At 61.2% G+C, this 12,679-nt stretch carries 8 protein-coding genes and 1 pseudogene; 5 read left to right on the plus strand and 4 right to left on the minus strand.

All coding sequences use genetic code 11. The annotated features are described in order from the left end of the window. Positions 1-223: 223 nt before the first annotated feature. From K6T25_RS15815 to K6T25_RS13400, 3 genes and pseudogenes are all read left to right on the plus strand, one after another. Positions 224-631 (plus strand): annotated as a pseudogene (locus tag K6T25_RS15815) (PAS domain-containing protein); the annotation flags it as partial. 78 nt (positions 632-709) lie between these two features. Further along, positions 710-2,125 (plus strand): PAS domain-containing protein, encoded by a 1,416-nt coding sequence (locus tag K6T25_RS13395; RefSeq protein WP_240009218.1) that lies wholly within the window; start codon positions 710-712, stop codon positions 2,123-2,125. A gap of 4 nt (positions 2,126-2,129) precedes the next feature. Continuing rightward, on the plus strand, positions 2,130-3,548 hold the full coding sequence (locus tag K6T25_RS13400; RefSeq protein WP_222914926.1) for a PAS domain S-box protein: 1,419 nt from the start codon (positions 2,130-2,132) through the stop codon (positions 3,546-3,548). Positions 3,549-4,430: 882 nt separating this feature from the next. Here K6T25_RS13400 and K6T25_RS13405 read toward each other — a convergent pair. The 4 genes from K6T25_RS13405 to K6T25_RS13420 form a co-directional block, all read right to left on the minus strand. Next, entirely contained in the window at positions 4,431-6,374 is a 1,944-nt protein-coding gene (locus K6T25_RS13405) for an archaea-specific SMC-related protein (RefSeq protein WP_222914928.1), read from the minus strand. A 51-nt stretch (positions 6,375-6,425) separates the two neighbouring features. Next, positions 6,426-7,037, minus strand: a complete 612-nt coding sequence (gene rdfA, locus K6T25_RS13410) for a rod-determining factor RdfA (RefSeq protein WP_222914930.1) — start codon at positions 7,035-7,037, stop codon at positions 6,426-6,428. A 766-nt stretch (positions 7,038-7,803) separates the two neighbouring features. Beyond that, positions 7,804-8,589: an IclR family transcriptional regulator gene (locus K6T25_RS13415; RefSeq protein WP_222914932.1), complete on the minus strand. Its 786-nt coding sequence runs from the start codon at positions 8,587-8,589 to the stop codon at positions 7,804-7,806. Between the two features lie 245 nt (positions 8,590-8,834). Beyond that, the gene (locus K6T25_RS13420) at positions 8,835-10,415 is read right to left on the minus strand and encodes a long-chain-fatty-acid--CoA ligase (RefSeq protein WP_222914933.1); all 1,581 of its coding nucleotides are present in this window, start codon (positions 10,413-10,415) and stop codon (positions 8,835-8,837) included. 279 nt (positions 10,416-10,694) lie between these two features. Between K6T25_RS13420 and K6T25_RS13425 the strand changes: the two genes are divergently transcribed. Both K6T25_RS13425 and K6T25_RS13430 read left to right on the plus strand, forming a co-directional pair. Further along, entirely contained in the window at positions 10,695-11,861 is a 1,167-nt protein-coding gene (locus K6T25_RS13425; protein ID WP_222914934.1) for a thiolase C-terminal domain-containing protein, read from the plus strand. Positions 11,862-11,881: 20 nt separating this feature from the next. Then, positions 11,882-12,352: a Zn-ribbon domain-containing OB-fold protein gene (locus K6T25_RS13430; protein ID WP_222914936.1), complete on the plus strand. Its 471-nt coding sequence runs from the start codon at positions 11,882-11,884 to the stop codon at positions 12,350-12,352. The last annotated feature ends 327 nt before the right edge of the window (positions 12,353-12,679 follow it).

The following is a 12,679-nucleotide window of genomic DNA, read 5'->3' on the forward strand; positions in this document are numbered from 1 at the left end:
CAGACGGTACGACGTCGTCGAGGATGACACGCTCCACCCCGTCGATTGTTACGTCGTCGGTGAGCGGATGGTGCCGCGGTATCGTGACGCGTTGCGGGAGCACAAGAGATCGGCCCATCCGACCTTCACGCCCGTACTGTTGATCCAACAACAGGGATCGAAGGGAACGGTTCCGCTCCCGGCCGAGCAGAACGGCGACGGACCGCCGCTTATCGACGAGGTGATGTCGGCACCCGTCGACCGGCTGACCCTGTTTCGTCGGGTGGAGAACTTGTTGGCCAGGCGCGAACAGTCGGTCGAGTTGTCGGACCGCTATGCGGACATCCAAACTCGATTTCAACGGCTGTTCAATTCGACGAACGACGCGCTCTTCGTCGTTGCCGCCTCCGGAACCGAGATCGTCGAGTGTAATCCGGCCGCGAGTGACCTCGTGGGATACGCACGCGACGAATTGCTGTCGGCGTCCCTCATCGAGACGATCCCCGCCGACGGCCGCGAACAGTTTCGGTCTTTCCTCCGGGACGTACGGGACGCCGGCGAGGGCTCGACCGACGATCTCACGTGTCAAACGAAGGACGGCGAAGATCGCCAGTTGGAGGTGTCGGCTGCGACACTGGAGGATTCCGAACGGTCACCGATAATCATCTCCGCCCGGGACGTGACCGAACGGAAAGCGTACGAGCGGGAGCTCAAACTGAAATCGAGGGCGATGGACGAGGCACCGGTCGGGATCACCATTTCGGATCCCGATCGAGAGGACAACCCGATGGTCTACGTGAACGAGGGGTTCGAAGCACTGACGGGGTACTCGGAGTCGGAAGCACTGGGTCGCAACTGTCGGTTCCTCCAAGGTGAGGAGACGCGAGAGGAGCCCGTCGCCGAAATGCGGAAGGCGGTTGCCGAGGCACAGCCAGTGTCCGTCGTACTCAGGAACTACCGGAAAGACGGGAGCCAATTCTGGAACCGCGTCAGTATCGCGCCGGTGAGAGACGAGGCCGGAACCGTCACGAGCTACATCGGGTTCCAGGAGGACGTCTCCGATCGCAAAGAGCGCGAGCAGGACTTACAACTGTTCAGGAAAGCCGTCGAGAATGCGGGGCACGCTGTCTTCATCACCGACGCGGAGGGGACGATCAAGTATGTGAACCCGGTGTTCGAGGAGCGGACCGGCTATACACGCGCGGAAGCGGTCGGTCGAACGCCCGGGATCCTCAACTCGGGCAAACAGGACGACGAGTTCTACGGCCGGATGTGGCGAACGATTCTCGCAGGTGATCAGTGGGAGGCCCAGATCATCAATCGCCGCAAGAGTGGGGAGCTGTACCACGTCGACCAGATGATCTCGCCGATAACGAACGACGTCGGCGAGATCACGCATTTCGTCACGATCGAATCCGACGTGACGAACCGGCGGCTGCGCAAACAGCAACTCGAGGTTCTCAATCGCGTGTTGCGCCACAACCTCCGGAACGGAACGAACGTCATCGAGGGCAACGCGACAATGCTCCGGAACGCGGTCGACGACGAGGAGCTTCAGACACGGGTGGAAGCGATCGTTGAACGGGCGGCGGCACTGTCGAGTTTGAGTGATCAAGCCGCGACCGTAAGCTCACTGTTCGACAGCGAATCGCCCACCGACGCCGTCTGCGACGTGACACAGCTCGTGACTGAGGTCGTCGACCAGGTTTCGGACACGTATCCGGACGCCACACTCACGACCGGCGAACTGGATCCCGTCCACGCTCGGGCGGACAGTCGGTTGAAGACGGCACTATCGGAACTGTTAACGAACGCTATCATCCACAACGACCGAGCCACTCCCGAGGTTACGGTTACCGCCGGTCCGTCGAACGGAGAGCGAACCGGAGACTGGGTCGAGATCGTGATCTCGGACACGGGGCCGGGGATCCCGGATAACGAACAGAAGACGATGGATTCGGGCGAGGAAACTCCGCTGCAACACGGGACGGGGCTCGGGCTGTGGATCGTCTACTGGACCGTCTCACTGTTCGGGGGAGAAGTATCGCTCGAGGACAACTCGCCGCGTGGAACGCGCGTCGTATTGAATCTCCCGCGGGCATCCGTCGACCCCTCCGAACAGGTCGCGTCCGACGAGTACCACTGAACCAATGGAAGATACTACCACGTCAGAACAGCGGAACGAGAGTCGACTCGAGCGGTATCGGACGCTCGTCGAGGAGTCGAACGACATCGCCACGATCGTCGACACGGACGGAACGATGACGTACGTGAGCCCCGCCGTCACACGAGTCCTCGGCTACGACCCGGAGGAATTGGTCGGGAACACCGGATACGACTACGTGCATCCTGACGACCGGGAGCGAAACGCCGACGCCGTCGAAGCCGTCGTGGAGACCCCCGATGAACAGCAGATCGTTGAGGTCAGATTCAAACGCGCCGATGGCACCTGGTGCTGGATCGAGGCAACGATGCGGAATCGACTCGAAGACGACGTCATCGGGGGTATTCTACTCAATAGTCGGGTGATCTCCGAGCGGAAAGAACGGGAACGAGAGCTCCGCGAACTCGCCCGAGAGTACGAGGCGCTTCTGAACAACGCGGAGGACGCGATCTTCTTTTTGGATGTCGACACTTCGAGCGAGGGTACGTTCGAGTTCGACCGCCTCAGTCCGGCATACGAGCGGCAGACCGGACTCACGACCGAACGAGTTCGGGGACGGACGCCACGCGAAGTGTTCGGTGAGAAACGGGGAGCGGAACTGGAAGCGAACTATCACCGCTGTGTGAAAGCTGGTGAGCCGATCTCGTATCAGGAAGAGCTCGCGATCGACGAAGAGGCACGCATCTGGCAGACGAGCCTCGCGCCCGTTACCACTGACGGTGAAATATCCCGGCTCGTGGGAATCACCCGGAACGTCACAGACCGTGTCGATCGGGAGCGACAGCTCCGTCGTCAAAACGACCGCCTCGACGAGTTCGCGAGCGTCATCTCTCACGACCTTCGAAATCCGCTCACCGTCGCACAGGGCCGTGCGGCACTCCTCGATGAACAAACGGAGAGCGAACATCTCGATCCACTCCGACGAGCGCTCGACCGAATGGAGGCGATCGTCATGGATACGCTGACGCTCGCTCGGCAAGGCGACACCATAGACGAAACTGAGGCGGTCAGTTTGACCGATCTCGTCGGGAGGTGCTGGGGGATGGTAGACACAAAAGCGGCGACCCTTGAGATAGTCGATGAAGTGACCTTCCAGGGTGACCGCGACCGGTTACAACACGTGTTCGAGAACTTGCTGCGAAACGCTATCGAACATGGGGGCACGGACGTGACCGTTCGTGTCGGATGCGTCGATGAGGAGACCATCTACGTCGAAGACGACGGGGCCGGGATTCCAGCGGACAGGCGCGACGAGGTCTTCGAACCCGGCCATTCCTCGACGAGTGGCGGCACCGGGTTCGGACTACCCATCGTGAAACGGATCGTGGAGGCTCACCGGTGGACGGTGACGCTGACAGACGGACCCGATGGCGGGGCACGGTTCGAGTTCGAGCTGCCACAGTAGTACGCTCTCCCGACTGAAGACGCGGAGATCCAACGGCACCGCACCGCCGGGTCGAGACAGTAGCGGTTGCAGTCGACGTTCTCCGTCCGAGGGTGAAATCCGGTGGTGAGGTCATGAGCGTGGACATCGAGGTGTGCAAGCCGTGGTGTTGGGTGACATCTCGCCGCGGTAAACGACGGGGTTCACCGCCTGTTCCCCGTACCAAGCTGGTTCCATGTGGAAGCATACGAACTAACGAACTCACGGGCTGTTGTATCTACGTTACTAAGATAGTACTGAAATCAGACATACCCATATTCATCTCATAAAGCGTATATTTTGCGTCGATCCGGTTTCTGTGTCGTTCCTGTCTACGATCGAGGACGGCCTTGCGGCAGGCCCGCTGAAGTGGAACTACGGTATCACCACACGAGACCCCGTCATCCGCACCGTAAATTCCGTGAAGCTCCACGAGGAGTTGTTCCATGGTCACCTTCATTTTCGTCGCTTCGCTTCCTCCACGCCGTAAACCGTTCGAGTATTGAGCGACGGCGGTGTACAGCCAGTACAGTTGATCGTCGACCTGAATCGCCGTTTCGTCAACCGGACGGTGATTCGGACTCCGACCTGATTCCTCCTGTAGATCGGCCGGTTGTACTCGGGTATGAACGATGGATCGAATCGAGTATCACCGAATACATCAAGAAACGAAACTAAGATCGAAACGGACAGTTCGGACAGTGTAGCGAGGATCTGACAGTATCAACAGTTGAGACGTCGTTTTTCGATCGCCAAACGCTACATCGAGTTCGTCTGAGCTGATCCCGTTCGGTTCGTTTTTGCCGATATGTGATGACACATAACAGTATGTCGACTACAAAGTTACTGCGCCGGCTGACTCCGTCAGATCTCGGTGATCCGCTCGTATTCATCCGAGAGGGCCGCCGCGTCCTCGGGGAGCAGGGCCACGAGGAGATAGCCCGTGTAGTCGGTGAGATAGTCGACGAGCGTCGCGATGCGCCCCGAATCGATCGCCTCGAGGGAGTCGAGGAGTATGAACGGGACGTCCTCGTATACCTCGTGGGCTAGATAGCCGGCGAGCGCGAACACCAGTCCGGTCACCTCGCGTTCGCTTTCGGAGAGGTGATCGACGGTGTCCTCGTAGGCCGCGCCCGACTCGGACGTCCGGACGACGTGGAGTTCGAAGACTCGCTTCGTCTCCTTCCGACGCCCTTCCCGGACCTCGCGCTCGATGCGTTCGAGCCAGATCCGGTCGAGGTTGTCGTAATCGAGTTTCTCGAGAACCGTGTCCATGTGGTCGTTGAATTGCTCGACGGCGTTACGCTCGATACGCTCGATTTTCGTCCGCAAACGCTCGACTTCGGCGTCCACCGTTTCGATCTGCGCTTCGACGTCGTCTTTGTTACCGATCGTCTCTTCGACGTCCGCGATGTCGCTCTCGACGCGGTCCAGATCTGTCTCGAGTGTACCGAGCTCGTATTCGAGCCGGTTCGCCTCTCTGTGGAGGTCGAGTATCTCGCTGTACTCCTCGCTTTCCAGGGCTTCGACCTCGGCTTCGACCGCTTCGACGTCCTCGGTCAGCTCGTCGCGTCGGGCCTGCAGGTTCTCGATCCGCTCTTCGGTCCGCTCGAGTTCGGTTGTGACCTCGGAGAGCCGGCGTTCGATGCGGTCCCGTTCGCGCTGTGCCCGCTCGAACTCACGTTTGTCCGTCTGCAGGTCGCTGATCTCGGTCTCGAGATCGTTCACCTCGCCGACTTTCGACTGGCTGAGTTCTCGCAGACGGCTGAGCGTCGTTTCGAGCTGTTCCTGTTCGACGGTGCTGCCACAGGTCCAGCAGGTGACTTCGTCGTCTTCGAGGAGCCTGTCCGTGACGCTCTCGGTCTCTTGATCGACGAGGTCGGCGAGGGCACTCGAGCCGGCGTCCTCAAGCATCTCCTCGTTGAACCCGATGACGCTCTGGAGCTCGTTCACCTCGGCTTCCCGTTGCTGTTTCCGTTGGCGGAGCCGCCGAACGTCCGATTCGATCTCATCGATATCACGCGTCGGTGTTTCGGGCAACCCGTCCCGTTCGGTCGATAGCTCTCGGCGCTCCTGTTGGAGCGCCTCGAGACTCTCTCGTTCGGTCTCGAGGTCGTATCGGACGTCGTCGAGCGTGGAGCGCATCGTCCGCAGTTCCTCGAGTCGTTCCTCGAGTTCGGATTTCTCCTCGCGTGTTTTCTCGACGGTGGCGTCTGCCCCGTCCAGTGCTTCCTCTTTCGCCTCGAGTTCGGCCCGTTTCTCCTCGATCTGCTGTTCCAGTTGGGTTCGCCGCTGTTCGAGATCGGGGAGATCACCTTTCGCGTCCTCGATCTCGGCGAGTTTTCGGTCGAGGGATTCCCGCTCTCGGACGAGTTGGTCGATACTGGTCCGGATCTCTTCCGTATCGACCGGTCGCATGATCAGGTCTCGCAAGTCCTGCCCCGTCGCGACGGCACGGCGGGCCTCGTTGGATTCGAGCAGGAACGCGAACAGATCGGCGAGCGTCGGATCGTCCAAGTACGGCTCACCGTCGGTGACGATGCCGCCCGAACTCCGTCGGAGGGAGCGGGTATACGTGTCGTCTCCGAGCGAGAGTGTTCCCTCCGCCGCCTCGGCATCGCCTTTCATCGCGACGTTCTCGCTCCCGAGCGTCGCCATGAGGGCCTGCAGGAACGATGTCCGGTTGGTGGCGTTCCGACCCACGAGAATGGAGACCCCCGGTGAGAACTCGACTGACGCCTCCCGGATGCCGCCGATGTTTTTCACAGTTAGGGAGGCCGGCGCATAGTCCGCGTGTTCTACATTCATAACTGCTTGTCCAGATTCGAATAGTATAATCTTTGTTCACCGGGGCGGGGGTTACGGGTCGCAGTCGCAGCCCCCCCGCTCCAGGAGTTCGCCGATCTCGTACCGGCTTCCACAGTCCTCACACAGGACGCTGATGTCGACGAACACTCGAGGCTCGCCCAGCGTGATGTGGTCCCCCTTCTCGAGCTGATCGAGTTTCCCCTCGGTAACCGTCAGTGTCCGACCACGGATACGTTGCATGTTCTCGGCTTCGACGTCCGTGCGCGGCCGATCGTCGGTGGTGTGCTCGGCCCCCCGATACTCCGTGAGATACGTTCGAATAGCCTGATAGGTGACGAAGTCGCGTTCGATGCGTTCGATCCCGACGTCCTCACGTTCGAGGCGTCGTCGGGTTCGCGTCCGGTCGGCAACGCTGATATCGGCATCCGTGAGGAGCCGATAGGTGTTTTCGACCTCGCCAGGGAGTGGTTGCATGCCCGCATCCGTCATCGCCTGCTCCAGCAACCGCCGGTTGAAGTGGTCGGCGAGATCTCGGAGGCTCATCCGCTCGTCGGTGTCGGTTGTCCATCTCCGTTCCAGTTCGGCCCCGATCGATCCGAGATCGTACTCCTCGATCAATCGAACAACCTTGATCCGTCGGCCGGAGCTCCCAGTATCACCCATGAGACGACGTAACCCGTACGTGATCAATAACCGTATCGGTCGAGTGACGGCCCGCTGCCGTTCGGTTCCGTGTTTCAGGCCCGTTGATCCGTTCGGGAACGCCGCAACGGTACCGTTCAGCGAAGTGAGATCGGGGGAGGTGGGCGGCACCAACGAGATCCCGATCCGGTTCCGTCTCGCTGTGCCTCCATCTCGAAATAACAAACATAATTTTGTTATAGTATTGTGGTCAGCGGCCGCCAGTCCGGCTTGTCGATGGGGAAGAGCGTGAACGGCGACCGACTGGACCCGAGTACGAGAGAAAGCGTGGTATTTGCTTGCGAACAAGTGACTCGTCAGCCGATGCTTACGGCGTCGGATCCGTTGGATTTGAGACGGATGCAGATGACGAATCTGGCAGTTTGCGCTGAACTCGCCGAGTCTGTCGAGGTTGATCGGATGCCAATTCGGATCCGCTTCGATGACACGGAGAAAGAGGATCGGGGGGATACCCGGCTCAGTATTGGGATGGCTTTGTAGTGTGAGTTCCAGAGATCGCAAGAATCGAAGCGAGAGAGTCGATCGGTGACTCGCTGCCCATCCGCGAATCGCGGATATCTGTTTTTGACGACAGCAAAATCCGTGGTGGGCCCTGTACCGAACGTAGTACAGGATCTCCACTCTTCAGAAAGATACCATAGCAAACAGGGCCGAATATGTCGCTGTCCTATTATTAAATCGACTACTATTCAATAAAATAGTTGATATTCGAATTTGAACGGGGCGGTCATTCCGATTTCTCGACTTGGATGTCTAGTTCGATCGTGTTGGCGACGCTGGCGACATCGAGCGGTACCGAATCGGCGAACTCGGAGGTTTCCATCCGGTTTGTCGGCACAGCCGCAGAGATCGCTCCGATAACGTCTCCGTTCTTCGCAGTTACCGCGGACCCCACTGCTCCCAGTCCCGACATGTATTCCTCATCGTTACACGCGTATCCTCGGTCCGAGATATCCTCCAACGCATCGAACAGGTCCGACTCCTCGACGATCGTGTTCGAGGTGTACTCCGGCATTCCATGCTGCGCAACGATTTCGGATACCCGTTCGTCGGGCATCTCCGCCAACATGGCCTTCCCGGCGGCGATGACGTGGAGGTGGGTTTGGTCCCCGACTCGGTCCGGAGGCTGAATACTGCCGTGACTTCCGGTCTGTGCGATACAAACGCCCATCCCGAACTCCTCGACGTAGATCTGGACCCGGGCGTTGATCCTCTGTGCCAACTCCTCTATCTTGTTAGTAGCATGTCTGAAGAAGACGTTTTCCCGACGACGGCGTTCCCCGACTCGCAAAAATTTGAAGCTCGGAGCGTAGACGCCGTCCGTCTTCGTGACCAGTTGATTCTCGAGGAGGGTAGCGAGGTGTGGATGGACCGTTCCGGGCGTCAACCCCACGTGTTCGGAGATCTCGGTCAATGTTGCTCCCTGGAGTTCGTGAGTCGAGTCGAGTATCGCACAGCACTTGTCTACCGCCGCGATCGTGCGTGAATCGTTCGTGTCGGGGGCGTCTGACATACTATCCTCTGCGAGGCACCGTCACTTATTCTTTTGCACATCGCAAAACCGGAGTGGGAGTGTCGAACGCGGTGAACCGCCGCGGAGTCGGGCGACGAGCGGCCCCGTGGGTCAGTTGATCGAATCGACGACATCGGTCGGGTCGGGCGATCCGTCGACAACCGCGTGACGGCGACATCGAGGAGATCCCGACGACTCCGGTGTTCAGTCGACGGCCGACGACACGGGTGTCAGAACGGACGGAGTCACTCGGTCGGGTCCCCGTGGGACTCCCGGAGTTCGACCTTGCGAATCTTGCCCGTGGAGGTCTCCGGGAGGTCGTCGACGAACTCGACGGCAGTCGGACACTTGAAGTGCGCGAGGTTGTCGCGGGCGAACTCGATGACCCCCTCCTCGGAGAGGTCGGCGCCGGCGTCGTGCACGACGATCGCTTTGGGCGTCTCGCCCCACTTCTCGTGGGGGACTCCGATCACGGCGACGCGTTCGATGTCTGGGTGGTCGTAGAGGGCGTCCTCGACCTCGACGCTGGAAATGTTCTCGCCGCCGCTGATGATGACGTCCTTCTTGCGGTCCTTGATCGAGATCATCCCACGTTCGTCGATAGTGGCGAAGTCCCCGGTGTGGAACCACCCCTCGACCCGGCCGCTGAAGGCCTCTCGGGTCCGCTCGGGCTTGTTCCAGTAGCGGTCCATGACTTGGTTCCCGCGGACGATGATCTCTCCCATCGTCCTATCGTCGGGAGGGACGTCCTCGCCGTCCTCGTCGACGAGGCGCAGTTCCGTCCCGAGCATGGCGTTGCCCTGGCGAGACTTGACCGCGAAGCGACCCTCGCTCTCGATCCGACGCGGCGAGTTGCTCGTCGTGATCAGCGGGCCGGTCTCGGTCAGTCCGTAGACGTGCAAAATATTCCAGCCGAGTTCGTCCTCGACGGTCCGGATCGTGGCCTCCGGCGGCGGGCTGGCCGCGGTCGCGATCCTGACCGGTTTGTCGCCGGTCGCCGCGATGTCGTGGCTCTGGTAGTGGTCGATCATCTCCTCGAGGACCGTCGGCGCGCCACAGAGGTACGTCACGTCGTGGTCGTGGATGCGCTCGAATGCGCCCTCGCCGTCGAAGTGACGCTGGCAGACGTGTGTACCGCCGACGCCGGTGATGGTGTACGGATAGCCCCACCCGTTGACGTGGAACATCGGGAGCGTCCAGAGGTAGGCGTCGTCGTCGCTGATCTCGGTGTGGTGGGCGGCGATCAGCGCGTGGTAGTGCTCGGTACGGTGAGTTCGGACCACGCCCTTCGGGTCGCCGGTTGTCCCGCTCGTGTAGTTGATCGTCGCGGGGTCGTCCTCGGAGATGTCGGGGCGCTCGACGTCTCCGGGGTCGGCCGCCTCCAGGAGTGACTCGTAGTCGCGCCAGTCGCCGTCGACGCGATCGGCCGGGTTCGCAACGAACGCCGCGGCGGGGACTCGGTCGCGGATCGACTCGACCTTCCCGGCGTACTCGTGGTCGGCGATGACCGCTCGGGCCCCGCAGTCGGAAAGGATGTACTCGTAGTCCTCGGCGAGGAGCCGATAGTTGAGGGGAGCCGAGATGGCCCCGAGGGCGTTGATCGCGAACAGCGTCTCCAGGAACCAGTGCGTGTTCGGGGAGAGCAGTGCCACACGGTCGCCCTTCCCGATACCGAGCTCAGAGAGCGCCGCCGCCGCGCGGTCGACTCGCTCGCCGAACTCGGCGTAGGTGTACTCGGTACCGTCGTGAGCGATCACGCCGACTGCGTCGCCGTAGACGTCGACGCCTCTATCGAGGAAGTCGAGCGTCGTCATCTCTCGATGCATGCTATGCCAACACGTAACGGCATAATATAAAATTCTTTCTCACCGGTGGGGTGGAATCGATCACGTGTTCACGGCCGGACGCGGGCGGACTCCCCCGATCGATCCGGTTCGCAAGCGGGTCCCCGTCGAGACCAATCCCGGTGTGTCGACCTGACCGGACTCGTCCGAGCACGGCACCCGCCGTCACCGCGGTTCCACTGGCGCTTCAGAGGTGTTCGAACCGGATATATAAACATGCAGACATAATATTTATTACTAACTGTTAGCGAACGCTAGAGGATGTCAGGAGCACACATCATAGCGGTCGGTGCCTCTCCGCTGGGCAAGACAGATCTGCCCGGCCGCGACCTGTTCTCGAGGGCGCTGGCCGAGGCGTTCGAGGGATTGCCCGATCCGGCCGAGGTCGTCGACGGGCTGTACGTCGGCGCCCAGTCCGAACGGTACGAGAATCAGATCATGCAGGGCACACTCATGGCCGAATGGGCAGGTCTGCGGAACGTCCCCGCAGAGCGTGTCGAGGCGTGTGCGGCCGCCGGTGCACTCGCGCTCAAGAACGCAGTCCGAGACGTTCGGGCGGGCGTCCACGACGCGGTGCTGGCCTGTGGCGTGGAGAAGATGACCGCCGGCGGGACCGAAGGTGCCACGAACGCGCTCGGTGCCGCCTTCGAGCGGGCGTTAGAACAGCGCTCCGGGATCACCGCGCCCGCCACGTACGCCCTGCTCGCACGGCGATATCTCCACGAAACGGACGCGACGGAACGAGACCTGGGGAAGATCGCCGTAAAGAACCACGGGAACGCGGCGGACAACCCACGGGCGATGTTCCAGCAAGCAGTCGATATCGAGACGGTCATGGACGCTCCCGCCGTCGCTCCGCCACTCAAACTGTACGACTGTGCGCCGGTTACCGACGGTGCCGCGGCCGTCGTCGTCGCGAACGACGAGGTGGCGGCCGACCTGCGAAGCCGTTCCGACGCGATCCACGTGGCTGGCGTCGGATCCGCGGCCAACAACCTCGCGGTCGCGGAGCGGGACCTGACGTTCGTCGAGGGCGCGAACGTCGCCGCCTCGACCGCATACGAGGACGCCGGTGTGGACGCCGCGGATATCGACGTCGCGGAAGTCCACGACGCCTTCACCGTCTGTGAGGCACTGCTGGCCGAGGCTGCCGAGTTCGCTCCCGAGGGTCGCGGAATCGAGACCGTCGAGGAACCCGAGGACCGGTCGGCGGGCTGGACCGACGTCCGGATCAACACCAGCGGCGGACTGAAGGCCCGTGGGCACCCGATCGGGGCGACCGGACTGTTGCAGGCGGTCGAAGCCTACGAACAACTCACCGGACGAGCCGGAGAGCGCCAGGTGGCCGACGCCGACACCGCGCTGCTCATCAACGAGGGTGGCGTCGCAGATGCACATACCGTGGCCCACGTCCTGACTGCACAATGACCGAAGAGAGCAATTCACCGATGACAGACACCGATTCCACCACGACGGGACCGCTCGTACCGGAAGACATCACCGCCGACTCGCCGTTCACGCTCCCCGGCTTCTTCGACGAGCTAACTGAGGGCCGGTTGATTGCCGCCCGCTGTACGGAGTGTGATACACACCTGCTGCCGCCTCGCCCCGCCTGTTACAACTGTGGTAGCAGGGCAGTCACGCTATCGGAACAGCCCCGGACCGGCGATGTGGTCTCGTACACATCGGTCAACCGTCCCCCGTCCGCGTTCGAACAGTTGGCGCCGATCACCGTCGCAGTGGTCGAACTTGACTCTTCGGCTCGGCTTACGGGCCGCGTCGCCGCTCCGCTCGAGGAGGTCGCCATCGGGGACCGCGTCGAGTTCCGAGTCCTCGATCGCGAGTCAGTCGATATCGATCCCGACCTGGATCTGTCCTACGAGGAGGAGTGGCCGATGCACGTCTTCGAACCGATTTGACATCCTCCTCCGCCTGAAGTCACATAGAACTATTCACGGGTAGTTGCTTTCACCGCAGGCCAGTGAGGATACTCCGCGAAGTGAGATTGCGAACCGACTACTGTGGGTCGGCAGGGGTCCAGCACGAGGGTTATCGAGGAGATTGGATTGTCAGTTGCTCTATCACCAGTTCCCAATCTGGCATATCTCGATTCCGCACCGCGATTCTCGTGTCCGCCACTGGCACACCATTTTCGTATGCTCGGCGCAGGACAGTTGCTAAGGCCCGCTCAAGTTCGGGTTCCGTTGTCGGGTCGAGTTGAGCCATATATCAGGGAACCCGTTCTC

It is taken from the genome of Halobaculum rubrum, from assembly GCF_019880225.1.
Lineage (GTDB): Archaea > Halobacteriota > Halobacteria > Halobacteriales > Haloferacaceae > Halobaculum > Halobaculum rubrum.